Origin of the sequence: Oceanobacillus sp. FSL W7-1281 (assembly GCF_037969835.1) — a bacterium.
Taxonomy (GTDB): domain Bacteria; phylum Bacillota; class Bacilli; order Bacillales; family Amphibacillaceae; genus Oceanobacillus; species Oceanobacillus oncorhynchi.
In genome coordinates this window covers 2,190,389-2,216,561 of record NZ_CP150214.1, presented here as the reverse complement: position 1 = coordinate 2,216,561, position 26,173 = coordinate 2,190,389, and the positions used below count along the sequence as shown (strand labels likewise).

The 26,173-nt window shown below is 38.2% G+C and carries 29 protein-coding genes; 13 read left to right on the top strand and 16 right to left on the bottom strand.

The features are described 5' to 3' along the window. Positions 1–56 precede the first annotated feature (56 nt). A complete protein-coding gene (locus tag MKX55_RS11015) occupies positions 57–467 on the bottom strand; it encodes a MerR family transcriptional regulator (RefSeq protein ID WP_339238159.1) in 411 nt (136 codons plus the stop codon). 94 nt (positions 468–561) lie between these two features. Between MKX55_RS11015 and MKX55_RS11010 the strand changes: the two genes are divergently transcribed. Then, positions 562–1,572, top strand: coding sequence for an aldo/keto reductase (locus MKX55_RS11010; protein ID WP_339238157.1), 1,011 nt, complete (start codon positions 562–564; stop codon positions 1,570–1,572). Between the two features lie 99 nt (positions 1,573–1,671). Here the strand turns inward: MKX55_RS11010 and MKX55_RS11005 are convergent, their stop codons facing one another. From MKX55_RS11005 to MKX55_RS10995, 3 genes are all read right to left on the bottom strand, one after another. Next, the gene (locus MKX55_RS11005; protein ID WP_339238155.1) at positions 1,672–2,880 is read right to left on the bottom strand and encodes an MFS transporter; all 1,209 of its coding nucleotides are present in this window, start codon (positions 2,878–2,880) and stop codon (positions 1,672–1,674) included. A 291-nt stretch (positions 2,881–3,171) separates the two neighbouring features. Next, positions 3,172–3,714, bottom strand: a complete 543-nt coding sequence (locus MKX55_RS11000; protein WP_339238153.1) for a PadR family transcriptional regulator — start codon at positions 3,712–3,714, stop codon at positions 3,172–3,174. A 278-nt stretch (positions 3,715–3,992) separates the two neighbouring features. After that, positions 3,993–5,087 carry an Rpn family recombination-promoting nuclease/putative transposase gene (locus MKX55_RS10995; RefSeq protein ID WP_339238151.1) on the bottom strand — a complete coding sequence of 365 codons (1,095 nt, stop codon included), beginning with the start codon at positions 5,085–5,087 and terminating at the stop codon, positions 3,993–3,995. A 386-nt stretch (positions 5,088–5,473) separates the two neighbouring features. Here MKX55_RS10995 and MKX55_RS10990 point away from each other — a divergent pair, with 386 nt between their 5' ends. Then, positions 5,474–6,001 carry a topology modulation protein gene (locus MKX55_RS10990; protein ID WP_339238149.1) on the top strand — a complete coding sequence of 176 codons (528 nt, stop codon included), beginning with the start codon at positions 5,474–5,476 and terminating at the stop codon, positions 5,999–6,001. A 162-nt stretch (positions 6,002–6,163) separates the two neighbouring features. On the opposite strand, the gene MKX55_RS10985 is transcribed toward MKX55_RS10990, so the two are convergent. Continuing rightward, positions 6,164–6,454 (bottom strand): CD3324 family protein, encoded by a 291-nt coding sequence (locus tag MKX55_RS10985; RefSeq protein ID WP_339184884.1) that lies wholly within the window; start codon positions 6,452–6,454, stop codon positions 6,164–6,166. 505 nt (positions 6,455–6,959) lie between these two features. Here MKX55_RS10985 and MKX55_RS10980 point away from each other — a divergent pair. After that, complete coding sequence (locus MKX55_RS10980; protein WP_339238147.1) at positions 6,960–8,726, top strand: DUF2207 domain-containing protein; 1,767 nt, start codon at positions 6,960–6,962, stop codon at positions 8,724–8,726. Positions 8,727–8,867: 141 nt separating this feature from the next. Here MKX55_RS10980 and MKX55_RS10975 read toward each other — a convergent pair whose 3' ends face one another. Next, positions 8,868–9,734, bottom strand: a complete 867-nt coding sequence (locus MKX55_RS10975; protein WP_339238145.1) for an alpha/beta hydrolase — start codon at positions 9,732–9,734, stop codon at positions 8,868–8,870. A gap of 167 nt (positions 9,735–9,901) precedes the next feature. Here MKX55_RS10975 and MKX55_RS10970 point away from each other — a divergent pair, with 167 nt between their 5' ends. The 5 genes from MKX55_RS10970 to MKX55_RS10950 are packed head-to-tail and all read left to right on the top strand — an operon-like array spanning position 9,902 to position 13,837. Next, a complete protein-coding gene (locus tag MKX55_RS10970) occupies positions 9,902–10,615 on the top strand; it encodes an ATP-binding cassette domain-containing protein (protein ID WP_339238143.1) in 714 nt (237 codons plus the stop codon). Beyond that, positions 10,615–11,394, top strand: coding sequence for an ABC transporter permease subunit (locus MKX55_RS10965; RefSeq protein WP_339238141.1), 780 nt, complete (start codon positions 10,615–10,617; stop codon positions 11,392–11,394). The genes MKX55_RS10970 and MKX55_RS10965 overlap by 1 nt, the downstream gene beginning before the upstream one ends. An 11-nt stretch (positions 11,395–11,405) precedes the next feature. Further along, complete coding sequence (locus MKX55_RS10960) at positions 11,406–12,119, top strand: hypothetical protein (RefSeq protein WP_339238139.1); 714 nt, start codon at positions 11,406–11,408, stop codon at positions 12,117–12,119. 9 nt (positions 12,120–12,128) lie between these two features. Then, positions 12,129–12,818, top strand: a complete 690-nt coding sequence (locus tag MKX55_RS10955) for a response regulator transcription factor (protein WP_339238137.1) — start codon at positions 12,129–12,131, stop codon at positions 12,816–12,818. Then, the gene (locus MKX55_RS10950) at positions 12,815–13,837 is read left to right on the top strand and encodes a HAMP domain-containing sensor histidine kinase (protein WP_339238135.1); all 1,023 of its coding nucleotides are present in this window, start codon (positions 12,815–12,817) and stop codon (positions 13,835–13,837) included. Before MKX55_RS10955 ends, MKX55_RS10950 begins: the two co-directional genes overlap by 4 nt. Positions 13,838–13,925: 88 nt before the next feature. Here MKX55_RS10950 and erm read toward each other — a convergent pair whose 3' ends face one another. The 3 genes from erm to MKX55_RS10935 form a co-directional block, all read right to left on the bottom strand. Beyond that, entirely contained in the window at positions 13,926–14,663 is a 738-nt protein-coding gene (erm, locus tag MKX55_RS10945; protein ID WP_339238133.1) for a 23S ribosomal RNA methyltransferase Erm, read from the bottom strand. Positions 14,664–14,922: 259 nt separating this feature from the next. Further along, positions 14,923–16,329 (bottom strand): HAMP domain-containing sensor histidine kinase, encoded by a 1,407-nt coding sequence (locus tag MKX55_RS10940; RefSeq protein WP_339238131.1) that lies wholly within the window; start codon positions 16,327–16,329, stop codon positions 14,923–14,925. Position 16,330: 1 nt separating this feature from the next. After that, positions 16,331–17,029 (bottom strand): response regulator transcription factor, encoded by a 699-nt coding sequence (locus tag MKX55_RS10935; protein ID WP_339238130.1) that lies wholly within the window; start codon positions 17,027–17,029, stop codon positions 16,331–16,333. A 160-nt stretch (positions 17,030–17,189) separates the two neighbouring features. Here MKX55_RS10935 and MKX55_RS10930 point away from each other — a divergent pair, with 160 nt between their 5' ends. From MKX55_RS10930 to MKX55_RS10910, 5 genes are all read left to right on the top strand, one after another. Beyond that, positions 17,190–17,945, top strand: coding sequence for an ABC transporter ATP-binding protein (locus MKX55_RS10930; protein WP_339238128.1), 756 nt, complete (start codon positions 17,190–17,192; stop codon positions 17,943–17,945). Then, positions 17,942–18,667 carry an ABC transporter permease gene (locus tag MKX55_RS10925; RefSeq protein ID WP_339238126.1) on the top strand — a complete coding sequence of 242 codons (726 nt, stop codon included), beginning with the start codon at positions 17,942–17,944 and terminating at the stop codon, positions 18,665–18,667. The genes MKX55_RS10930 and MKX55_RS10925 overlap by 4 nt, the downstream gene beginning before the upstream one ends. Continuing rightward, positions 18,664–19,416 (top strand): ABC transporter permease, encoded by a 753-nt coding sequence (locus tag MKX55_RS10920; RefSeq protein ID WP_339238124.1) that lies wholly within the window; start codon positions 18,664–18,666, stop codon positions 19,414–19,416. The genes MKX55_RS10925 and MKX55_RS10920 overlap by 4 nt, the downstream gene beginning before the upstream one ends. 8 nt (positions 19,417–19,424) lie before the next feature. Beyond that, complete coding sequence (locus tag MKX55_RS10915) at positions 19,425–19,700, top strand: hypothetical protein (protein WP_339238122.1); 276 nt, start codon at positions 19,425–19,427, stop codon at positions 19,698–19,700. Between the two features lie 99 nt (positions 19,701–19,799). Continuing rightward, positions 19,800–20,051: a hypothetical protein gene (locus MKX55_RS10910; RefSeq protein ID WP_339238120.1), complete on the top strand. Its 252-nt coding sequence runs from the start codon at positions 19,800–19,802 to the stop codon at positions 20,049–20,051. A gap of 131 nt (positions 20,052–20,182) precedes the next feature. On the opposite strand, the gene MKX55_RS10905 is transcribed toward MKX55_RS10910, so the two are convergent. The 7 genes from MKX55_RS10905 to MKX55_RS10875 form a co-directional block, all read right to left on the bottom strand. After that, complete coding sequence (locus MKX55_RS10905; RefSeq protein ID WP_339238118.1) at positions 20,183–21,220, bottom strand: serine hydrolase domain-containing protein; 1,038 nt, start codon at positions 21,218–21,220, stop codon at positions 20,183–20,185. Between the two features lie 73 nt (positions 21,221–21,293). Continuing rightward, on the bottom strand, positions 21,294–21,992 hold the full coding sequence (locus MKX55_RS10900; RefSeq protein ID WP_339238116.1) for a DJ-1/PfpI family protein: 699 nt from the start codon (positions 21,990–21,992) through the stop codon (positions 21,294–21,296). Positions 21,993–22,189: 197 nt separating this feature from the next. Beyond that, positions 22,190–22,960 carry an NUDIX domain-containing protein gene (locus MKX55_RS10895; RefSeq protein ID WP_339238114.1) on the bottom strand — a complete coding sequence of 257 codons (771 nt, stop codon included), beginning with the start codon at positions 22,958–22,960 and terminating at the stop codon, positions 22,190–22,192. A 44-nt stretch (positions 22,961–23,004) separates the two neighbouring features. Then, positions 23,005–23,637: a response regulator transcription factor gene (locus MKX55_RS10890; RefSeq protein WP_339184857.1), complete on the bottom strand. Its 633-nt coding sequence runs from the start codon at positions 23,635–23,637 to the stop codon at positions 23,005–23,007. Continuing rightward, the gene (locus MKX55_RS10885) at positions 23,630–24,682 is read right to left on the bottom strand and encodes a sensor histidine kinase (RefSeq protein WP_339238112.1); all 1,053 of its coding nucleotides are present in this window, start codon (positions 24,680–24,682) and stop codon (positions 23,630–23,632) included. The genes MKX55_RS10890 and MKX55_RS10885 overlap by 8 nt, the downstream gene beginning before the upstream one ends. Further along, entirely contained in the window at positions 24,679–25,413 is a 735-nt protein-coding gene (gene liaF, locus MKX55_RS10880) for a cell wall-active antibiotics response protein LiaF (protein ID WP_339238110.1), read from the bottom strand. Before liaF ends, MKX55_RS10885 begins: the two co-directional genes overlap by 4 nt. A gap of 105 nt (positions 25,414–25,518) precedes the next feature. Continuing rightward, complete coding sequence (locus MKX55_RS10875) at positions 25,519–26,154, bottom strand: PspA/IM30 family protein (protein ID WP_339238108.1); 636 nt, start codon at positions 26,152–26,154, stop codon at positions 25,519–25,521. Positions 26,155–26,173 lie beyond the last annotated feature (19 nt).

Sequence of the window (26,173 nt, the reverse complement as noted above, 5' to 3'; positions counted from 1 at the left end):
CAGCTTAGCTGATCTCCCGATTACATAACCTGCTTTATCTAACACTCTATTTGTTGTTACTCTTCTTCTGATTCACTCCACTTTTTTGGATTAGTATCATCAGCTATTTTCTCACTTACGATATCCTCATAATGTTTTACTTTATTTTCAAGAAAGTTGACTCTATCTTTTGCTTCTTCCAGTTGAGAATACGCTATTTCTTTTAAGTTCAAAAATATTTGATAACGCTTCTCTATAGTCGAATCTCCTTGAAGACTCAGTGATACATAGCTCTTTATTTCTTTAATGGTCATGCCGCATTCCTTTAAGATTTTTATGCCTTTGAGCCAATTCATTGATTCTTGATTAAACAATCTCTGTTTATTTTTATCTCGAGTTAATGATGGAATTAAACCACAATCCGTGTAATAACGAATGGTATGCTCACTCATTTCCAAAATGCTGGCAGCTTCTTTTACAGTGTACATTATCATTTCTCCTTTACAAATAAGCATTGACTTCGTGTTACTCTAACCTGATATAGTAATTATACTTTAAATAATAGAGGGAGGAAATATCGATATGAAGACAAGAAAAATTGGAAAGCTAGAGGTATCCCCTATTGGGATGGGATGCATGGGCTTTTCCCATGGTTATGGCAGTGTCCCTGATGAGGACTATGCAATTGAAGCAATCCGAGAAGCTTATGACGTTGGCTGTACATTTTTTGACACAGCAGAAGTCTATGGAAAGGAAATGTTTTACCCAGGGCATAATGAACAATTATTAGGTAAAGCTGTAGAACCTTTTAGGGACAAGGTTATTCTAGCAACAAAATTTCACTTGGGTGCAGAAGAAGCTGAAGGAGCAGCGGATTTGTATAATCCAATTCGCCGTCATCTGGATGCTTCCCTGGAAAATTTAAAAACAGACTATGTAGATCTTTACTATCTGCACAGAGTCAATGAGTTAATTCCAGTAGAAGACATTGCTGAAGTTATGGGCAGACTAATCGAAGAAGGACTAATTAAAGAGTGGGGTTTATCACAAGTTTCTGTTGATACGCTTCAAAAGGCTCATCATATCACCCCTGTCTCAGCTGTACAAAATCTATATTCCATGATGGAGCGCGATTGCGAGGAGGATATTTTCCCTTACTGCATAGAAAATAATATTACTGTGGTTCCATTTTCACCGATTGCGAGCGGATTTCTTTCCGGAAAAGTAACGACACAGACAAAGTTCGAAGGAGATGATGTGAGAAAATTTGTTCCTCAATTATCTCAGGAGAATATTGTAGCAAATCAGCCAATACTGGATGTTCTTGAAAAATTCTCAAAACAGAAGAATGCTGCTAATGCACAAATATCGCTCGCCTGGATGCTTCATAAATATCCGAACGTAGTGCCGATTCCAGGATCCAAAAATCAAGATAGAATAATGGAAAACCTTGGAGCGTGGAATGTGCGTTTAACAGAAGAAGAATTTGAATCCATTGAAAATGCTCTTGAAGCGGTTACTATCTATGGGCACAGAGGACATGTAGAATCAGAGCAAGCATCTTTCGGAAATAACTGGAAAGGTAAAGAATAATAAATATACTGTTATGAGGGGATAAACGAACTTCATTCAATGGGAAAAAGCAAAAATTCCCGCTGAATGAAGTTTCGTTTTTATCAAGTCTTCTAATTTTTAATGAGAACCTTCTTTAACTTTTCTATTATTCCTTTTTAACTGTGTCATTATTGCAAAAAACAGCATATACACCAACACCATAACAGCAATTGCTAAATAGCTTGATTGTAATCCGAAAATATCGGAGGCTGCACCACTGCTTATCGGTCCTAGCATCATTCCTACAGAATAAGCCGTATTGTAAATAGCAAAGGTAACCCCATATGCTTGAGTTTGGCTTTGCTCGGCAATATCAGCAAGTTCAGGAAGCGTCGGTGCAAGAACTGTTCCCATACTAATGCCAATCAACGCTAATGCCGCCACTTGCAGCCACATCGTTGTCGGCATAACAACAAGTGCCAGTGATACTGCAGTAATTGCTAATCCAATCGTAATTGTTTTAGGATGGCCAATCTTTGTTGAAACACTTCCGACAATTGGTGTGGCAAACGCATAAGCAAGGGAGGGAACCCCAAATAATAAGCCAATGATTCCTGAAGATGCATCAAATACATTTTGCAGATGCATTGGAAATGTCGGCTCCAGCACGCTTGGAATGGCAGCTCCGATAACAACTGCTCCAACAACCAAAAGCAAGGTTCGGCTTTTCAATAAATGCCATGCTTCTGCTGCGTCTTCTTCCTTTCGATGAGGTTCTTCCTTCAATAGAAATATACGCAGCAAACCATCAATAAGGGCAATCCCTGCAGCTACAAAGAACGGAAGCATATATCCGCCAAGCTGATAGAGCCAGCCTCCAAATGTCGGACCTAGAAGGATCCCCATTGCTTGACCAGATAATGCGATTCCCATGACTTTTCCCCGTTCTTTAGATGGGTAGAAATCGGCTAAAAGTGCAAGCCCTGCTGTCCAGGTGGCTGCTGCTGCAATTCCTTGTAAAATGCGGCAAATAAGCAAGAGCCAAAACGTGTTTGCAAATGCAAATAACAGGGTTGCAAGCGTAAGCCCTAAAATCCCCCAAAGCATCGGACCACGTCGTCCAACTTTGTCGGATATCACTCCAAAAACGGGAGTAGCGATTAATAGAGCTGCTGCGTAACTGCCGAATAAAATACCGATCGCAGTTTGCGATATGCTTAAAGAATCAGCATAATCTGGCAGTATAGGAACAATCATTCCATATAGCAGCATATCGGTGAAAATGGCCAGCGTGACGACAAACAAGGCGCTCTTTTGAGCTTTTTTTAAATTTCGTTTTTGATTCATTTTCATTCCTACTTTCTGTGGATGGCTTTGTTGTTTTCATCAACTGCATATCCCCTTTTGCAATAGATAAATTTCCTCCCTTCTGCGTTTCTTCCTCAAGAGGAAAAAGAAGAATCCGTTTTTACCGCCACGTTAACACTCCGCCTCCACCGATAACTGCAGTAAGACATTGCTGTTGTTATGTTACTGCCGCAACCCATTCTTAAATAATGGATATCTTCTCAATCAACTTTGTATAGTCAACGTTGACTATATAGGTATTTTTTTCTCCCTCCTGTAACAGAGAGAGAATTAGTTATTGCTTTGTTCTAAATAAGCCAATGCTTTCCGTACAAAATCCTGTTGCTGGCTAATAATAGCAAACATATTATCAAAAACCATCTGCACCATGGGAGGAATATTACCGTCCAATGCTGCCTCTTTTTCCTTCCAGCCTTCCTGCACACTTTGATATTCCTTCTCCAAAAGAACTTGCTGCTCTTTCAAAGCTTGACGTGCTTCCTCTGCAGGCAGCTTATCAAAAAAAGAAATACCTGCATATAAAGAAGATGGATATTGAACAGATGAGCTGATTAACGCCTCACGAATCAAATCTTTAAGGTGTTCTTTTCCTTCTACGGTGATTCGATAGGTAAATTTTTGCCGGTGACCAGTTTGTTCCACCTTATCAATCGCAATATACCCATCCTTTTCCAATTTTTTAAGCGCATGATAAATCGAGCCAATTAATACACCGCCCCATCTTTCTGCATCTGTCATCCGCAGTGCCTGTTGAATATCATAGCCGGCCATCGGTTTTGCGTCTAACATGCAGAGCACAAGCAATCTTGTCATTAATGTCACACCCTTTACTTAACGTTGAGTATTATATGATGAATATATTAGAATGTCAAATGCTTACGATACAAATGGATAAAATCGAATCTTTCTCTAGCATGTAAGATTACTCTCTTTTCTGCTTCCTATCCGCCTATTTTAAAGCTGAAAATATCCATCAACACCATTTATACTTAAATGCAACGTCTTCACCAGCTATTTTCAAAAAATGAAAAGAACCTATACCTGCTAATGTGAACTAATTAACAGATACAGATTCTTTTTCACAATTGTTTTTATTCATTTTCAAGCGATTCCTGAAGCTTCCTTACTTCTTTAAGTTCCAAACCAGTTAATTCAGATATTTCTTTCTCTGAATAATTCCTATCTAGAAGTTTTTTAACAAACTTTCTTTCCGTATCTTCAATGCCTTTTTCGATGCCTTGTTCAATTCCCTGTTCTATGCCCTGTTCAATTCCTTGCTCTATACCTTGCTCCATCCCCTGTTCTATACCTTGTTCTATACCTCGTTCCAACCCTTTTCTGGTTGCTTTTTCCTCGATTTCTCTGTACAGTCTTCCAAATGTCGGCGTGTCTCTTAACTTTTCCAAACCCATGATTTTTTTCTCCTCCTTTTCATTTTGTGCAATGGGCAACGTTTCATACAGTTGTTCCTGCAGTTCTGATGGAATCAGCATCATATAATCAATGAAATACAGTAATGCGACGAGGTAATTTGTGTGGTGCGAATATTTTTCAAATGCCAGGCTGATAAGCTGTTGCTTGTAGCAAAACCTTTTTTCATGATCTTCAGCTTCTCTTCCTTTGTTATTGCTGATATATATTCCTGCAAGCACGGCTAAAGCAAATGGATTATCCGATTTTTTCAGTTCTTCCGTATCTTTCCCGTGAAATCGGTAGGTGTTATAGGCATAGGTTAATTCGGTACCATAAAAAGAGTAATAGAATGTATCTTGATGATCTTTTTGACTGGCATCCGTCAATAGGGCGATGGAATAAATCTGGTGAATTGTTTTTGTTTTGTCGTAAATCCGGTAAAAATATTTAAACATGCGTTCTGCAAATTCTTTTTTACCAACCGCCTGCACTTCGATATGAATGAAGATATATTTTTCCTCTCCATTTTTCAACTGCACTTTAACAATTTTATCTGAATACTTGGTCCCTTTTTTGGATTTCATCACAAGCTGAAAAAGCTCCAGGTTTTTGAAGTCCACTCCCTGCTCAAAATCAATTTCCGGATACAAATCCGGTGCAAAAAAGGCCATAAATTCTTGAAAAAGTTCTTCTATCAAATTCTTCCAAAGTCCATCATAATCGGGATGATTTACGCGATAACTGTTTGTATTTTCTTTGACTGTGTTTAGCATTATTTTATCACATCTCCAAGTAATAATAAATTTGTTTTCATCATAGCGGTTTTGTATGTGGAAGGCAAAACGGTAAAATAGAATTTCTCCTGCAAAAACTGCCTGCGAAATGGGGATTTGTATGCAATGTTTTTCGTTTTTCAATCATCAAATGACATTCATTTTGGATTTTTAATGTTTTTTTGGACAACTGAAAATGGGGGCTGTCTTTTAGATCAAACGTGCTACGATGGAATAAGCAATGATATATTTTAATAAAGAGAAGGTTGTGCTTACCCCTTTTTCTATTGTAGGCAGCTCAACAGCATCAAATATTAGTATACATTTTTAAACCCGTGATGTTCTTGTGATGATATTGCTTATTGAAAAGACTGGAGGGAAAGAAAATGGAAGAAAATAAGTCCATTGCCAATCGAATCATGGTCATTGACTGTCCTGGCGCAGGTAAATCAACATTATCCGCTCAAATTGCTCAAATAAGAAATATCCCCTTGGTACATTTAGACAGCATTCAATGGATCGACGATAATACCACCGCCTCTCAAGCAACTTTTGATGCTAAACTAAAAGAAGAAATTCAAAAAAAGGAATGGATTATGGACGGGAATTATGCCAGGACGTTAGCCTTGCGAATGGAATGTGCAGATATGGTTATTTGGTTAGATTTCCCCCGCAGCATCTGTTTCTATCGTATACTCAAGCGCTATGTAAAGAACAAAGGAAAGAAAAATCCGCACGGGAATCCAGATAGGCTGGATTTTTCTTTCCTGCGTTTTGTTTGGAATTATAAGAAAGAAAATGATTCTCAGATAAAGTCATTAAAGATTAAATACCAGGAGCAGCTTCATTTCATTCATATTCATTCTGGGCAAGAGCTCAAAGAATTCATAAAAAAAATTAAAAGCCTTCCTTAGCAGGAATATACGTATCGATATGAATATTTTTGAAACGAACCTTCATTCGGCGGGGATTTTTATACACTAAAAAAGAGTGGTCTCGCTAAGACGTTAGCGAATGCCACTCTTTTAATTAAAGGGGTTTGGTTTCAAGTTCCCTACAGATATAAACACGCCTGATTATTGTTTTACGTCACTATGGAGCTCACGTGTTTTATAGATGATTTTACGAATACTATCCATCGACAGATTATAGATTTGCTCCAATTCCTCAAATGAATAGCCTTTTTCATATAATCGGTAAATCTCTTCATTTCTTTCAGCCAGGGCAAGGCGTGATCCATTCGCTTCTCCCCATCCCGCCCGCCGGTTGGTTTGCTTTGGAATATAAACAAGCTCTCCTTGAATATATTTCTGAAGCTCCTTCAACAAATGAGGTGGAAGCACCTCTTTTCCATTTTTATATGACAAGCTGAAACATCCTTTCTATCAAGATGTATGGTCCGGACATGCATTAATTTTTTATTCATCATTAAAAACTCCTTTCATTTGATTTTATTTTACGTAAGCCTTTTCACTTTTAGTATACATTAGTTTAGGAAAGAAAAGGAGACCGCAACATAAATGCGGCCCCGTCTTTTATGATTCCGCTATGCGGAAATCACCTCATATTTTGTGATCAATTTCAATCAGCCTCCTTTCCGATATTCTATCGGTCCGACACCCTTATTAACTCATATATTGCCCCTTCTGAACAAGGGGGAAAACGATTATAATTATTTTTTACCTCTTTCTCCGATTCGTCATTCTCTGATTTAAACACTCCGCCACCCCACGTATATCCCATTTAAAGTAATTATCTGCTACACTATAAGTAAAGATAAATTTCTGATTAGCAGTGCTTTAAATTGGGTAAACATAATAAAATTATTCACAAAGACTGCATTATAATGAATAGAGGGAGCGATGGACACAAATGAATAAATGGATGAAGATAGTTGCTGCCTTGACGATGGCAATCTCAATAAACATGGTACTTACACTCACAGCATTTGCTGAAAATGAAATGAGCGATTTACATATTGAAGTAGAATTGCAGGAGGATGGTTCAGGCGTTGTGACAGAACATCGTCAAATGAATATGGATGAAGGTACCGAGCTTTTCATCAATATGGTCAACCTTGACGAGTCAGAGATACTGGATTTTTCAGTTGAAGGGTTTACAAAAGAGCCCGATTGGGACTCTGATGATTCACGGGAAGAAAAGGCAGGAAAATATGGAACAATCTCTACTAGTGATGGAATCGAATTAGTTTGGGGAATTGGTGAATACGGGGAAAATACGTATACAGTAACCTATACATTATCTAATCTTGTACGCAATTTAGAGGATGGTCAGGCCATGCTTTGGAACTTCGATACCTTTTCCGATATTCCTGCGCAAAATTTGACAGTTGAAATCTCTGGATACCAACCATTTACACAGGAAAACGTTAATTTCTGGGGATTTGGTTTTGATGGAGATATACAGCTGGAAGGCGATCGTATTGTATGGGAGTCAAATGGTGAAGCCGATGGAGATGTAATTGTTTTAACACAATTTCCGGCTGATTTCTTCCAAGCTGAACGAACAGTAGACATGACCTTATCTGAGCAGCAAGAAGAAGCAATGGATGGGTCAACTTATAATTCAAGTGACAATTCTACGCTAGCTGTTATCATCGTTAGCGCAATCGCTGGTTTTTCTTTATTAATTGGTATCGGAACCTTCTTCTTTGTCCGTAAAACAAATCAAGTAAAAAGAGAAGCCGGCGCGATGAAGCCTATCCATAAACGGATAGCGGAAAATAAAGGCAAAACTTATGCAGCCGTGCCTTTCGATGGAGAAGACTATGCAGGTTTAAGCGCCCTTTTAACGCAGATGAACCTTGGATATTTTGAAGATATCTTCCAAGCTTATCTGCTGAAATGGTCTGTGAATGAGAACATCTCGATAGAAGCAGAAGAAGAAAGCAAGGTTTTTGGAAAAAAATATCGCACGGCCCTTACTATCAACGATATTGAAAAAGAACAGAGTAAATATCCGTTAGCCTTTAGTGAGCTTACAGATCAAATAGAAGATGAATCCTACAAAGGAACGTATGAAATGGCATTGTGGATAATGCTATTGGATGCTGCAGACAGGAATGGCGTCGTTACGGATAAATCCATCCAGAAATGGGGTAAACAGCATGCGAAGGAAGTCAGTACATTTGCCGATTATCTCAAGGATTATTCCGAAGCTTATCTGGAGCAGCAAGGATTGTTCTCTTTTGAAGAAATAAAGGTGTTTGGATTTCTACAATCTATTACGGTACCAAGTAAAGAGGGAGAAAAACTAGCGGATCGTTTAATTCAGTTTGATAATTATTTGAAGGAATCAGATATCAATCAATTTTCAAATGCTTCGAAGCCGCTTTCCTTGAAAGATATGATGCTATGGAGTGCGTTACTAGGTAAAAGCGATAAAGTATCTAAAAAACTAGAGGATTTAGTCCCTGAAGACAGGTACGAAGAAGATCGGGTATACCTGCAATTCTGGTATGGAACTTACTACACCCGTGCCAGCTGGACCACCGGGCTAGCCAGCGGCGGATTTCATTCCAGCACTTCAGCTGCTACTGCGGCAGGCGGCAGCGGGGGCGCTACCGGCGTCGGGGGCGGCGCTGGAGCTGGCGGTGGCGGTGGCGGCGGTGCCCGCTAATCACGTTCTCAAGCTCCTTTAAATTTGAAATATAATGTTTCTATCACTATAAGAAGAAAAGCTCAATTTACTGTTTGAGCTTTTCTTCTTATAGCTCCTTCCCTTCTATTTTGCATTTTCTTTATCCTCCTCGTCTGAATTTTATAAAGTGAATTTATTAAGAAATTTCACAAGCCTTTCATTTACTTTATCAGACCCGCGTCCAAGCCATATTAAGTGCCCCCACGCATCAAGTAAACACAATTCAGAATCTCGTATTTGTTGATCCGCATAATATGCATGCTCTAATGGAACAGAGCCGTCATATTCACTATGCATGATAAGCGTTGGACTCGAAATAGCCTGCAGGTTTTTAGAGGTAATTTCTTTTGTTTGAGATAAATCTATTAAAAATCCATAGCCCGATCGTTGGCGTTTGTTCATTCTCTGGATTTCATCGATATCTTTAGCCAGCACACTTTCTTTTATTTCTTTATATGAAAGATTACTAAAGCTAGGTACCATCTGTTTAAACATAAATTCCGGGAAAATATTGCTCATACTTGAAGCAAGTTTCCATATTATTTTTTCCACAGCCGGACGGAATAATATCTGTGCTGCCTTATATATTATATCTTCAGATGTCAGCCATTCTTTTGTAACAGCGCTTTGTAATGTTAATGTTTTAACTCTATCGGGATAGCGGGATGCGAAATAAAGACCGCTCGGACCGCCAGCTGAAATGGCTAGCAGATGTACTTTGTCAATGTTCAAGTAATCTAATAGCTTTACATAATAATCACTGGCTTTGGATAAATTTTCTCCAACTTCTTTTGACGTCTTTCCATATCCCGCTCTTGATGGTGTAATTAGCATGAACCCACTCTTAACCAGCGGCTCATATCCAAATTCCTCATAGCAGTTAGAATGTCCGCCATGCATTACGAGGATTGGTGTACCTACCTTTCCAGTAATTGAATATTCGATTGTTTGACCATCTACAAAATAAGTACCGAGTATTCTTTCCATTAATCCGCCACACCCTTTCACGCATTAGATAGACCAATTCATTCTTTACAAAAAATAAACCGTTCGTTAGATATATTTTAAAGCTGTTTTATTACAACCAATCATAACAGAAACAAATGAAACCAGGCAGGATTCTAATTGTTTTTTAAATAAAAATTCCATTTGAGATGAAAAATCTGAGCAAAAAAATTAGCGGGCAAACCGTAATCGATCATATTCATTTTTTGATTCAAAAAGGAGACATCTACGGATTTCTCGGGCCAAACGGTGCTGGTAAAACAACAACATTACGAATGATTACCCGTTTAATATTCCCTGATTCTGGCGACATATTTATCGACGCGCATTCCATAAAGAATGATTCTGTTTTAGCCCTTTCCAGAGTAGGAAGTATTATCGAAAACCCTGCCTTTTATCTTCATCTCACTGCTAAACAGAATTTAAACCTGAGTGCTAAATTAGCTGCCGTCAACGTGCCAAAAACAAGAATCAATGAAGTTTTATCCATTGTTGATTTAAAAGAAGCTATGGATAACAAGGTGAAAACATTTTCTTTAGGAATGAAGCAGCGTCTGGGAATTGCTAATGCCTTATTGTGCTACCCCAGCTTAATAATACTGGATGAGCCAACGAATGGCGTTGATCCAATGGGCCTTCGGGAAATGAAAACATTAATTAAGCATTTGGCAGAAAAAGAGAAGATTACATTTCTGATTTCCAGCCATATGCTGCGGGAAATGGAGGATTTATGTCATAAAGCAGCATTTATTCAAGGTGGTAAAATCGTCGAAGAAGGAGATATCTCCGAATTATTAGGAGTTTATCAGGTCACTAATTTAGAAGATTTATTTTTTGCATGTATAAAGGAGAATTTAACGTAATGAAGAATATATGGACACTGACCTCATTCGAGTTCAAACGGACACTGACTTCCAAAATGCTGCTTGTCTATATCCTTATTTTTACGGCAATGTATGTTTTAACAGGCATTCTTTTTCATGTTTATGGTGCGGATTCTACCGTAGTTGCTGGGTATGGTCAATCATTCCCTGTAGAAATGCTTCAAGCCAGTTTAACATTTACAGCTTTTTTTATAGCGATTTATGTAGGAGAAGTTCTCATACAGGAACGAAATAATGGTACCATCAAATTTGTTTTATTACGTTCTGTTTCCAGATTTCAATATTATTTTTCAAGAATTTTATCCATCCTTTTATTTTCGCTTCTTTTAACATCCATCATGCTTTTCATTGGTTATGCGGTTGGTATTTCTTTCTTTGGATGGGGAGATACGTTTGTTTTTTACTCCGTGGTTACAAGCGGATTACACGGTATAGGTGTTACGCTTTTAGCCGGCTTAGCTTTTGGTTTTGCATATTTCATTTTTGGAATAATCGCGCTATTGCTTTCACAGTTTATTCAGCGGATTTCTACGTTAGCAATGCTGATGGGAATATCTACACTCGTTGGACAATATATCATTATTTATGATCAAGTAAAACAATATGTGATTTATGAACACTTATTATTTTTCCACATTAATCTATTTGAAAAGTCTTTTTCCCATAGTGTCACTAGTTTTGGTGTACTTGTCGTTTATCTATTGGTGATTGGAACAGCTGGATATTATCTATTTAAAAAACAGGATCTGTATGTATAAGGGGGATGTATATGATGCAACAATTAAAACACGATGTATTTTATATCATCTATAATCGAAAATATCGGTTATTGATACTACTTACCATTTTATTGACAGCAGGCTTAACTATTTACACTGCTGTTAATGTAAAGATAGAAGAAGATATTTTAATTCATTCGTTTGGAAACTTTAGACAATTCTTTTGGTTGCTCTGTGCTTATATGATAGCCGATTTGCTTTCAACAGATTATCATTCGCAAACATTTAAAAATATTATTCCGAAATCATCCAACCGCAACGATTACTATTTATCAAAAATAATGACTGCAACAATATTAGGCGTATTTATTTTAATGACACACGTTATAACAAGCTGGGTAGTAATCGGTTCCGTTGCAGCAGGAATGGAATTAAATTATTTTAACATCCCCTATCTTTTCTTGGGAGCTTTTCTTTCTCTTTTCCTATTTTCAGCCCTGTTGTCTTTTGTCATTACCCTTTCTAGAAAAGAAACAGTCACTATTGGCACGGGACTAGGACTTGTACTCTTGCAAATATTAGTAGAAGGTTTTGATCCATCTATTTCAGTACATTTTCCAACGATGTATGTAGTCAGCTTAGACGATCTTATTTCAGAAAGCTTGTTAACTGCATTCATTTCGATTGGCAGCTATGTCATATTCACCCTTTTATTATTTATTGGTACAATAAAGATATTCCGTAAACAAGACCTTTTCATTTAGGAGGTACCGATGAATCAGAAAAAAATACTTATTGTTGAAGATGATACCGATTTAGCAAAAATGATAGAGAATTATTTATCCCGGGAAAATTATGATGCAGTAATTTGCGGACAAGGGGATAAGGCTCTAAGCACCATAAAACAATATCGACCGGATATGATTCTATTAGATTTAATGCTGCCTGAAATGGATGGGCTGGAAATATTAAAGCAGATAAGAGCCTTCTCTGTATTACCAGTTATTATTATCAGTGCAAAGGAAACAGAGATAGACCGGGTGCTTGGTTTAAAAATCGGGGCAGATGATTACATTACGAAACCATTTTCGATTAAAGAGCTTGTTGCACGGGTCGAGGCATTATTCAGGCGCTATGATTATACTGCATCCTCACCTGTTTCAAGTGACATCATCGCATTTGATGATGTCATGATTGACCGGTCTTCGAGAAATGTAACAAAGGATGGAGCGATTGTTAATCTGACCATGAAAGAATTTGATTTGCTGGTATTCTTAGCACAGTCTCCCAATCAGGCTTTCCGCAAAGAACAGCTCTATGACAATGTTTGGGGAATACATGAATATGGAGATATCAACACCGTTACCATTCATGTACAAAAAATCAGAGAAAAGCTGGGGAACAGCAGATACATCACTACTTTACGCGGAATAGGCTACCGTTTCGACGGTGAAATACAATGAAGCAGCGTATTGTAAAAGAACTTATTTGGATGTGTATCGTTACAGCCTGTATTCCGCTGCTGATTGCTTTTATGATGGTGCAGTCAAATATTATTTTCATTATTATCCTGATAACGACTCTGCCCTTTTTTCTGTTCTCTGTTTGGATGATTGCCTATGTGAGAAAACGAATGATCGCTCCCCTCTCCATTTTAGCTGCGGAAGCTCAAAAAATATCTCAAGGGAATTTATCACATCGAATCTCCTACAAAAAAGACGATGAATTTGGACGCTTTATCACTGCTTTTGATCAGATGAGAAACACATTACATCTGCAAGAGCAGCAGCAGCAAATCTTTGAAAAGGAGCGAAAACATTTTATAGACAGTATTTCCCATGATTTAAAAACACCAATCGCTTCGATTTCCGCTTATATTGAAGCATTACAGGATGATATAGCGGAGAGTTCAGAGGAGGAACAGCGATATTTACAGGTTATTCAAAAAAAGATACATGTATTAAATGACCTTTCCAATCAATTAAGCTTAAGCTATGAAACGCCAGAAACTGTTCATTTGGAAGCACAACCTATTAACTGCTATGAATGGGCCGTGGACTGGCTGGATAATATTCTTGTAGAATGCCAGACAATGGATATACATGCCCAATTAGAAAAACATATTGACAGTAAGGATGCTTCCAGTATCAGTATCGATGTTTATCAATTGGACCGGGCGCTGCAAAATATTCTAAATAATGCCTATCGACATATGAGAGATTTTCTATCGATTAAAATTAGTGTTGACGCTGCCTATTTTAAAATACACATCGTAAATGATGGAGCCTGTCTAAATGAAACGGATATCGATCGCATTTTTGAACGGTTTTATACGGAAGAAGGGCACAATGCTGAGGGGCACCTGGGGTTAGGGCTTTATATAACGGATACGCTGATTCAAGCAATGGATGGGAAGATAACGGCAGCATTGGAAGGAGATCAAATCCATTTTAACATTACTTTTCCAGTTAGAGGGATTTAATTTGATTAAGTCATCCCTATTGTGATATAGGAAAAAGCATTCAAAAGATTTTCTTCTGAATGCTTTTCCTTCTTTATTCCTTCTTAATTTAATTCAAGAATAATTTATAACTATAAAACATGGATAACACCTGCTCGCCTGTTAAACAATCTAAATTTGTTATTTGAGCATGCTTCAAGGCCTTGTTAAACTGATTTTTTGTAAATAGCTTTTGATATTCTTTATTTACCCATTTATATACAAAATGTTGATACAAATCTTTGTCCCTGGATTGAAATTCAGATTCTTTTCTTGTAAGTTGAATAAAAACAGAATCAACTTTGGGTTTGGGATGAAAATAATCTCTAGGGATTCTTCTTAAAACCTTTATATCAACCTCAGGGAATATGAATAATCCTAAAGCCCTTCGATAATCTGTCAGCCGCTTCGCAAACCCTTCTTCCACAATCAGAAAGCAGAACTCGGCAGCACTTTCAAATACAATCTTTTTTATTATTTTTGTACTTATATTGTAAGGAATATTTCCGTAAATTTTATACGGCTGATTTCCTTTTGGAAACCTGTAATTTAATATATTTGCATGGACAACCTGGACATTTTCAGAACGATTGATAGACTTTTGCGTCATAGATACAAATTTAGGATCTATTTCAACAGCAGTAATAAAATCACATATCTTCACAAGCTCTCTTGTGAAATGACCTCTCCCTGAACCAATTTCAATAACGGTATCCTGTTTATTAATATTTGTTCGAGATAATATCTCATGAATATGCTTTTTCGACGTAATAAAATTTTGACTGTCTTTTGGATTTATTCTGTTCATTATAACCCTCTATCCCATTGGTTATAACGAACTTTATTTACTGTTCATTATAACCATTTTGTATTTTTCTTGGTTTATAATGAACGTTTTTAACAACAGCAATGCTGCAAATCCCCATGCCTGCCCTCCTCTATCAATTTTTTAGAAGAACAGACGCTTATCTACAACTGCAATAGATGTAATTCCCATGGCAATTACCTCCAAATATAATTTTACAGATTGATTATAACAAAAGCTGGCAACGAAAAATAGTCTATCTCTAACATTCAGCTGTCGGCAATATTATCCGTACCGCCAAACCGCCATACCTGCTCTGTTTAATCACTGTCTCCCCCCCATGGGAAGAAATAATCTGTTTCACAATCAAGAGCCCTAACCCATGCCTAAGCTCACCAGAACGATTGCTCTCAAGCATATAGTGCGGTGTATTGTTTAAATGTTGAATTTTTTCCTCTGTTGTACCCTTACCATTATCCTCAACCGAAATAATACATTTACTTTCTCTTATAGCAATAGACAGATAAATGGTACAGCCATCCTCATTATGGTTCATACTGTTTTGAATCAGATTGCTTATCGCTCTTTTCAATAAGGGTCTGTCTATAGGAATGATACAGGCAGTGATCTGCTCATCAACATTCCATTCTACCGGATATTTGCCGTCCAAATCGATATTCATAAATTCCACTGCTACTTCTCGTACAACAGCTATTACGTTCTCGTCCTTTAAATGAATCGGCTGCATATTATATTCCAGCTTCGAAGCTAAATTCAAATCATCGATAAGCCTTTTCATTTTTTCACTTTGCTTTCTAATGACCGTTATTTTCTGTCTGGATTCTTGATCCAGATTATTCTCCTCTTCCAATTGCCCCACATAACCCATTACCATAGATAAAGGAGTTCGTATGTCATGCGAAACACCAGCAATCCAATTCGATCGTGCTTCTTCTTTTCTTTTCAGCATCCGCTGCTGTGATTGTAAAATTGCAGAGGTCTGGTTAATATTTGCGGCAAGCTCCGATAAAGCTCCTTTTTCCTTGACATTGACCGCCTCTTTTTTCGGCAGATATTGAATTCCTTCTACAATCGGGCCGACAGATTTTAAGAATTTATAATTTGTCGCCATATAAATAATAAAAATAAGCGCAATATTGCATATCCCAAGGATAAATAAAGTTATCGGCACATTTTTGATAAATTGATAATCCCAGGCCGGCTGCATGTATTTCCAATAGCTGTCTTTCGGAAATCCGAGCACCATCAACCCATCTTCACCCTTCCCCGTAAAAGTTGGATAGTCATCCAAATATCCTCTGGTTAAGGAAGCAATGTCTGATAACCTATATTCTTTTGGAATATTTTCCGGCACATCGTCCGAATTCCATATCACTTCCCCGGAAGTATCATCAATAAAAACAGCCCAAGCTTGCTCTTCTTTCAGCTTTGCTTTCATTTCCTCCGATAGTGTATAATTTTCGTTTTCCTGATGCATAGCTTCCGCAGAATCCTCGGCCACCTGCCAAGGAGAGGCTCCTTTGTTCTCATTGATTGCAATAAAAGAGATAACGATTAAATTTAATAACACTAAAACGGCGGTACTTATCATGAGCAATCCGAGAAAACGCATCGATAATTTAGAAATACTTTTTAGCTCGTTTTTCATGTCAGCGTTCCTCCACGATCAATTTATATCCTAATCCTTTCACCGTTAAAAGCGATACCGGCTTAGACGGGTTTGCTTCTATTTTTTCACGAATCCGCCGAATATGTGCCATCAAAGAGTTTTCGTAGCCGAAAGGATTTTCTCCCCAGGCCGCTTCACATAATGCATCGATTGTTACAATACGTCCAGCCTGACGATACAATTCTGACAGCAGTTCAAATTCTTTAGCAGTTAGCAGGCGTTCCTCTCCTTCTTTCACAACAACTGCTCGTTCAAAGTCAATTTCACAATGCTGCAAAAGAACTCTGGGATTCTCCCCTTTGTAGCTTCGCCGGAGAATAGCTGTGACCCGAAAAATCAACTCCTTGGGTAAAAAAGGTTTTACCAGATAATCATCTGCTCCTGAATCAAATCCGGCAAATTTATCCTCATCCTCTCCTCGGGCTGTCAGGAAAAGCACAGGATAATCAGCGATCTCTCTTAATTGTTTTAATAAAGTAAACCCATCTCCATCCGGCAGCATGACATCGAGGATTGCGAATTCCGGTTTATACGCATTCGCTGCTGTAATTGCTTCTTTCATTGTCTTCGCCGTACGTATTTGTTGAAAACCACTGTTCTTTAAAATAGAAGTCACCATTTCCAATAATGCCGCTTCATCATCCACCAGTAAAATTCGTTTTTGTTTGATATAATCCATATTTATTCACCCTTTTTATACCTGTATGATGTATTATAGTACATTACTGCAACGTTCCGGATCCTTTTTTGAAAATATAAGGGAATTGTAAGGTAACGAGAAGGGAGATGTCAGCTGCAAACGTTATGCTGAGATTATCAATGGAAAGGAGAAGATGCAAATGAATATTATTGATACAAAAAATTTAACGAAACGCTACGGGGATTTTCATGCGGTTTCAGAAGTGGACCTGCATATTAAAAAAGGAAGCGTCTATGGTTTTCTTGGTCCCAATGGCGCCGGCAAATCAACAGCGATGAAAATGCTGCTCGGCTTAACGAAACCGACGAGCGGAAATTTTACGATCGACGGGAAGACCTATCCTGAAAACCGAATCGCTATCTTAAAAAATATTGGTTCCTTTATTGAAGGCCCTGCCTTTTACGGTAACCTTACCGGAGAAGAAAACTTAGAAATTATCCAAAGAATCTTGGGACTTCCCCGCTCTGCTGTTTCAGAAGCTCTGGAAATCGTGGGGCTTACAAAGGCGAAGAAAAAATTAGCAAAGAAATATTCGTTCGGCATGAAGCAGCGATTGGGTCTGGCCAGTGCATTAATCGGCAAACCTCCCATTCTGATTCTCGATGAACCGACAAACGGTCTGGATCCTGTAGGTATTCATGAGATTCGCAGTCTGATCCGATCGCTGCCGGAAAAATTTGATTGTACGGTACTGGTTTCTTCCCATTTACTTTCGGAAATTGAATTAATGGCCGATGATATTGGTATTCTCAACCAGGGGAAATTACTGTTTGAGGGGCCGCTGGAAGAATTAAAAGAGAAAGCAATCAAGCTGGGATATCCAGTTGACCATTTGGAAGATACCTTTCTGGCAATGATAGACGCGGATAATAAAGAGCGAGGGAATATACAATGATGCTTATCATGGAATGGAAAAAGAGGAAACGCACTGGATTTATACTGACATTTTTATTCGGAGCTGTTTTAGCAGCCTGTGTACCGGTTTTAAATATGGCTTTTCGATCGGAGTTATATACAGGGCTGGACGGTTCCCCGCTTCAAATTCTATTAGAGGGAAACTGGCAAATGATTGGCCTGCTCAATGTTTCTCTGATCGTTATAGGTGCAAGCATTCTCTATAATACAGAATATGTCCATCAGGCAATACAAAAAATGCAGTCACTGCCTATAAAAGAAGGGAATTTATTTCTTGCCAAATTTCTCATCATAAGCATGGCCTGTTTAGGAGTGATTGTGATAGAAGCTGTGGCATTCGCATTTAGTTCTATATATTGGTTTCCGAATGATTCCGTATTTACCGTGGAATGGCTGGAAAATATCAGCTATTTTTTCATATTGAGTTTACCGGCGATTGCTTTAGCTTTAATGATTACCTCCTTCTTTCGTAATATATGGATTGCACTTGGAATAAATGTGATCGGCATCTTTTTGGCAATTACACCGCTGTCGGATCAAAGTATTATTGTGGCATCCTTTCCGTTTAAATTACCTTTTCAAATACTTCATCAGCCAGCTGTTGCTGCAGCAGATACATTTATTTGGATTGCGTTCATCGAAACCATATTGCTTCTGCTTATTCAAAGGGCAGCTGTAAACATAAGGAGGATTTTTGTATGAATTTTTTCGATGCAATACTGGTGGAAAGGAAGAAAATCCATCGTTCCAAAATTTTATTGATATTATTTCTGGCGGCTATCATCTTATGGGTTCCATCCACGTTTAACATGGAAATGAATTTAGAACTGCAAAGCGGTGCCCCATCTCCGGAGAATAATTTCTTTATTCAAGCTTTTCTGTTGTTTGCCTGGTTTTTATTTCCTGCCGGCATGGTGGTTGCAACCGTAATGCTTCGGCAGCTGGAGCAAGGAAACAACGGAATATCCAAAATGCTATCGTTGCCTGTTCATCCAGCCATGCTCAGCTTAGCTAAGTTTACTATATTAGTTTTTCTGGCAGCATTGTTTATCCTGATAGCTGTTGGAGTCTATTACCTTGCTGCTGTCTTTGGAACGGTTGTGCATGATTATAACTTTATGCTATCTCCCTTGTTCGTCATGAAGGTAGCGGTATTCTTTTTCCTGTCGGCTATCCCTATACTTGCTGTATTCTGGATGTTGTCTGTCTGCATCCAGTCGCCTATTTTTTCAGCAGGACTTGGACTGGCTTCTGTCGTCCCTTCTGTATTAATGATTAATACAAAAGCCTGGTTCATTTATCCGATGTGCTATCCGTTTTACGTTATAACGATGAAATACCTATCAAATTCCCAGGTTAGCCTTTTTCCATGGATACCTGTTGCAGCTGGTATTACAATTATTTGCTTAGCTGTTTCCTGTATCTTCTTCGGAAAAGCAGAGAGGAGGTAAGCTTAGAGATGAAAAATGTTTTTATAAGCATGTGCACAATGATGCTGTTTATTCCCTGGACGATTTTGATTCTGCGGAAAAACGATTGGGCGCTTGAATCACCGACAGCTGAGATAATGATTTTATCCTATGCCGGATTTATGGTTTTCAGCGGCATTTTTACGATAATCACCTACCTGAAAATAGATAGAGGAGCATTGATGAAAATTTGTCTGCTGATCCACTGTTTATATGCTGTTGTCGGGGTAGCAGCCATCTTTCTTATTGTATTTCCTTCTTCATAGCTAGTAAATAGCTATGACGTTTAAAACCAGTATACGATGGGAAGAGGCTTAATATGGAGAACCTAAAGGAAACCACCGCAATGCATGGAGGTCACAAGATTGATTATTGTTTTGCTCATTTTCATTTTACTTATTGTTGTCGTAAATAAAAAGTTTGCGGATAGCGGGTCAAAATCAAAATTCCCCGCTCAGATTGCAATGGCAGCAGTTGCTATTGCTGCAACAATCCCTATGCTGTTTAATGATAACGCAGGCAATCAAGCTTTCAACTATATTGCTGCTGGAATGGGTTTATTTTCTGCAATAGCGATTTTAACTGAAGCATTTATTACAAAAGCAGATAATCAATAGCTGTTCAAAAGATTATAAAAAATAGCAACATAATGATTTGGTTGCTATTTTTTATAACCGGGCAATTTTAAGTCTATGAGTCAAATTTAATAGAGTAATCTGGCTATTCCTCTCTCATAGTATAATACCTTTTAAGAAAAAAGCGATTTATATATTTCTCCGATGATTCCTTCCATTTGATGCACACCTAATTCTGCATTTGTCATAATCACTGCGCCTTTTCCCTTATAGGGAAATGCTGCTATCATACATTGAAATCCTACACCCCAGCCAAGCGATGCGATTTCTAATTTTTCTCCAGACCCTTCGAGAAATACGCCTAATCCGGCCCAGTTTTTTCCCTTTTGCGGAGTTATCATTTCTTTTGCAGAACCTTCTGAAATACCTATTTTGCTTTCTCCCTTTAAAGCGTGTATTAATTCGAGAATTAATTTAGCTAAATCAACAGAGGTCGTCCATAATCCAGCAGCTGCCGGATAAGGATATATCGGATACTTCCCATTTACTAATTCACCTTTTTTGTTATGGCCACAAGAAAAGTTTTCTCTATTCAGTTCCGTCTTTGCTGCATCTAAATAGCTGTTTTTCATTCCAAGCGGTTCAAATATCTGCTCATTCATAACCTGATGAAAGGCTTTTGCAGTAACATCTTCTATCAATTGCTGAATAATACAAAAACCTGCATCCGAATAATGGAATTCACTCTCAGGTTCACAAGTTACTCTAATAGGAGCTTTACAATAAGGCGTTTCTCCTTCTAGTATTGCCGTCATAGAAGGAATTCCTAATTGCGGGTTCAATTCAGAAAAACTGCCTTCAAGATCTGTTATTCCGGATTGATGACTTAATAAATTTCTCAGTGTAACTTTCTTATTTTTAGTAAAACCATTTTCCGGTACTTTCCAGGAGGCAAGACTTTTATTTACATCCTCATCCAAATGAAGCATTCCTTCCTCCACCAGTTTTACAGCAAGGAATCCTGTTAAGAATTTGCTGATAGAACAAGCATTAAATACCGAATCATCGTTCACTTTTCTGTTGCCTTCAGCTTCCAGCTCGCCTTTATTTTCCGTTCTGTTGATTTGTCCATTTTCAAGCACTGTTATATTTAAGCCAGGAACACGATAAAATTTCATCCGTTCTTCCAAGTCCATGTTTTTCAGCTCCAAATTATCCCCTCCTAATCTGGTAATTTTAATATCTTTATACTAGAGCTCACATTACTTGATTGGTATTTCGCATTTATTTCATCATTTTAAGGATACTTTTTGAATGCTTTATCATGCCTAGTAATCCAATCCCTTTTTTTGCGTCTTTCGTTAATTTCGCCCCAGCTATGTTTTTAATCTTTTCTTCCACATTAGAATAATTACCAGCATCAAAAATCGGTTGCGGATCATATTCAATTGCTAGTTGAATTGCTTTCGTTTCCTCTTCTCCTACAATCTTACTCGCCAAATATAAAGCCATATCTATACCAGCTGATACACCGGCAGCAGTTATATATTTTTCTTGCTCCACGATTCGTTCTCTAACAGGAACTGCTCCATACTCACTTAGTAGATTGATTGGCTTCCAATGAGAGGTTGCTTTTAACCCAGCGAGCAACCCAGCTGCAGCCAACAGCATAGATCCTGTACAAACAGACGTCGTCCAGCTTGTAGTTTTGTCTACTTCCTTTATCCATTTCAACACTCGATTATTTTTCATCTCTTTCATAAATCCCATTGTTGAACCTGGTATTACTAAAATATCCGCACTTTCCATTTCATCGATACTATATTTTACATTAATATCAACAAAACCTGAATCCGCTTTTATTTCTCCCCTTTTTTCCGCAACAAAATATACTTCTGTATCGTCCATATTCCTTAAAACCTCATAAGGACCTATGGCATCAAGCATGGTTATGCCATCATATACGTAAATGATTACTTTCATATTTCCCTCCGTTTTTAATCAAAATTATTAAGCCTCTATTCTGAAGCATAATTCTTTGGGTTTCTGATTAATACATCAGCTATACATCTGATATTCAGACAACAAACCTATATCGCAGCTAAAAAAGGATATACCTTTTATAAAAAGCATATATCCTTTCATTTATGGTTAAGTAACTGCTAAAACAACAAACAGTTCTAACTGGAAAGAATAAGATGAGAAACAACTATTTTAGACCACGACTCCAATGTGTCAAAATGCTGTTTCAGTTCGTCTTTTTCCATCCAAACCCCTGTAAGCTCCTCTTCCTCTGACTGAATATCTTTATGACTTAACACGATTTCATAAACAATCCCCAGATGGTCACTATCCACACCATCATTCGATTTGATGATACCTTTCATTTCCAGCTTTTTAACCATTTCTGCTTTTATTCCTGCCTCTTCTTCCAGTTCACGCCAAAGGCCATTTTCAATAGAAAGCTGAATATTTCCAGGCACTTCATCAATTTCTCCAACGTGCCCTCCTAATAGTCCCTTTCTTCCAGCCAATCTGCTTTCTCCAACATTTGCTCCCCGCAAAATAAAGAAATATTCCTCGTTATACCTGACTATGACATAGGGTATTGGATGGCGTTGACGTGGATGGTACTCTAGTAAACTGCGTTCTGCAATTCTATAATCTATTGGAGGCAGTTGCTTTGATTTGCTGAATCCTAAGGGAATATCTTTTAAATCCGTTTCTTTGAAATATAAAATTTTTTCTTTTGTACTCGGTTTATTTTTTTGTAAAACTTCTGATTTTATCTTATTTAAACGTTCCCATTCCTTCGATTCAACAGCATATTGTGATCGCATAGTTAATATTTCTTCCATACTTTTTTCTCTAAGAGAACTTTCAGAGCTATATAGAAATAAAGCATCCTCATGCTCTTTTTTAAAGGTGTCAGCCGTTTCTTGTTTTGTCATAATATCTCCTTCTCCTGCATTATGCCCCTGTCTCTATACACAAATTATTCCACCAGCTTATTCTGAAAAGCATAAATCACAGCCTGAGTCCGATCTTGCACTTCTAATTTCCCTAAAATATTGCTGACATGAACCTTTACCGTTTTTAAAGCAATAAATAATTCATCGGCAATTTCCTGGTTTGTTTTTCCTTTTGTCATTAGCAATAGAATTTCCTTTTCCCGCTCTGTTAATTGCTCATGTAAGACTGTCTCCTGCTTTGTGCGCATACGGTTCATAATTTTCCCGGTGACTTCCGGCTCCAGAATAGACTGCCCTTCGTAGGTGGCACGAATCGCTTTGGCAATTTCACTGGCTTTCGATGTTTTCAACATATAGCTTGTAGCTCCCGCTTCCAATGCAGGATACACTTTCTCGTCATCTAAAAAGCTGGTAACGATTATAATCTTCGCCTCAGGCCAGGATTCAATTATTTTCTTCGTTGCTTCGATTCCGTCCATTTCCTTCATCACAAGATCCATTAAGATAATATCCGGGCGGAGCTCTAACGCCAGCTCAATTGCGCGCGAGCCGTCATCTGCTTCTGCAACTACCTCAATATCCGGCTGTGAAGAAAGATATGCAGATACGCCGATCCGTACCATTTCATGATCATCGACAAATAAAACATTAATCATTCGTTGTATCCTCCTTTCTTAAAATAGGTACCTTTACTTCCAAACGTGTACCTTCATTTGGGAGACTGATAATTTTTAATGTGCCGCCAACTTCATAAGCACGTTCATGCATGTTCTGCATCCCGTAAGAGCTTGTTTTGACAGTTTCTGTCTGAAATCCAACCCCGTCGTCCACAACACGCATAATAATGTTTTCATCACGTTCCAGTAATAAAACTTGAAGGTTTTCCGCTTTCGCATGACGCAATGTATTGGAGATAGATTCCTGAAAGATCCGGAACAGCTGATCTTCTACCCCTTTATCCACCTGGAATGCTTCTATTTTTGCATCGATTTCTAAAGGTACTTTTTGAGTCAATTCCTTTAAAAGCCCTTCAACACCTTCCTGCAATGACTTGCCTTTTAATGCAACTGGACGCAGATGTAAAAGAAGCGCACGCATTTCCAGCTGCGATTGGTGAATCATATTTTCCACCATATTTAACTGTTTATTTAATGCCGGATCCTCAGGCGGTCCTGCCTCGTTGATAGCCGACATCAGCATCGAAGCTGCAAAAAGCTGCTGGCTCACGGAATCATGCAATTCCCGGGCTAATCGATTTCTTTCCTGTTCCACTACTTCCTGCAGACTTTGTTCCCGTTCAGTTGCTCTTTCCGTCGCAATCTTTTGTACATGTTCGGTTTGTATCCGCAGTTTTTCTTGGACTTGGTTCATCCGTTCCGTAACAGGTTCCAGCTCTTTAGGCACTTCTTCTGTATCCGGATACCTTTCTCCCTTGATAATGCCCGTAAGCATTTTTTCAATTTTTTTCAAATTACCTTTCCAATAATAGCCAATAATGGCCCCAACAATAGAACCAAATGTAATCACAAAAGCCAGCACAGTCAAAAGAAAGGAAACATCACCAATTTTCCCTTCCCATAGCGCGCTCCACCCCGCTGATTCATCTACGGTAAATGTAACAAAGGTTGTAACAATCGCGGCAATAGCCAAAACAAAGCTGCAGGCGATAGACAAGAGAACAAAACGGATAATCGTATTCATACGCGCTTCACCTCAATGTCCCCGGAAAATAAAGAGGTTACAATCTTCACTCTTTGATGTGCCGTATTATAATTTTTGGTTTCATAGTGAAGTGATTTGTTCATCAGCCGCCCGTGATACACTCCAAAAATAGACGCTCTGCCGAAGATGGAACTATGATGAATGCTGACTTCTACTTCATAGGGCACATAAATCTCAATATTGCCTGCGAGATGCCGGATGGAGATAACCGCTGTATCATAAGGAAGAACCGTATTACTTAAGTCAATTACACGGTCCCCATAGATGCCATGCATATTGACGTCCTTCCATTGATAAGCCGTTTCCTCTGTCCGAAAATCATCAAAAAATCGTTCATCAAATAAACGATCCACCTGCACAAGAGGCTCTTCCTCAGTCAAACTCGATTTATTAGGCAGCTCCGGCTTCTCCTTGCTGGGTTCTTTGGTTGATTTGATAAAATTTAATATAATAATGGCAATAACAACGACAATTAAAAACCGTACCGCAAGTAAATTAAAAACATTTAGAACGAAGGATATTGCAGCAATTGCAAATACAATCTTCCACCCCAGGGAATGCAATCTTTTCCAGCTGAAGTAAACAAAGAAACCGGAAATTAATGCCGATATCAGGGCTCCTCCATGGAAGAAGACAATTTCAAAAACAAGAAGAATGGCGACGGTAATCCATATCCAATTTAGGTTTCTTGTGGGAATCTGCTTGAACATCCTTCCATTCTCCTTTCCTTGATTTCATATGTAAAATATACAGGCACAAGAACAGCCTGCACCTGTATAAGTATACCATGTTTTTTCATTTTCCAGCTATCAATTCTAGTTTATTTCCTTTTCATCCAGTCTCTTTTCAATCGCTGCAATTTTATTATCGAACGTGCTTTGATAGTAAGCGCTGTTTACTCTGTATTCCAGATTTTCGATATACTGCTCCATTTCTTCAAACTTGGAAAAAGGCTTTTCTGGTGACTCATCCACGACACGATTGATTTGGTGATTTGCTTTGGCTATATTTTCCCGGCCCATCAGCTCCATACGGCGCAGATGCATATCCTTCAGGCGATGCTTCATTTCTTCGTATTTCTGCTCCAAATTTTCCAGCTGCGTGATTGCCTCTTCTCTGGATGCTTTCATGCGTTCAGCACGATTTTGATACTCTTCATGCTCTTTTAAAGCAAATTCATGCATTTCCTCTTCCTGCGCACGCTCGGCGATTTGCGCTTGCTTGAGACGTTTATCTGCAAGGTCCTGGGCTTTCATATATTCCCGTGCAAACTCTTCTTTTAATTTATATTGACGGTCAATCAGCTTTCTTACTTTTTCTTTTTCCTGTTCACTTTGGCGTAAATAATGATTTAATGCTGCAATCGGATTTTTTTGTTCCTTTTTATCCATCATCGTGTGTAAATCTGCGGAAATAGAATCCTTCATTCGTGTAAAAATATTTGTTGACATAGTCAATCTCTCCTTTAAA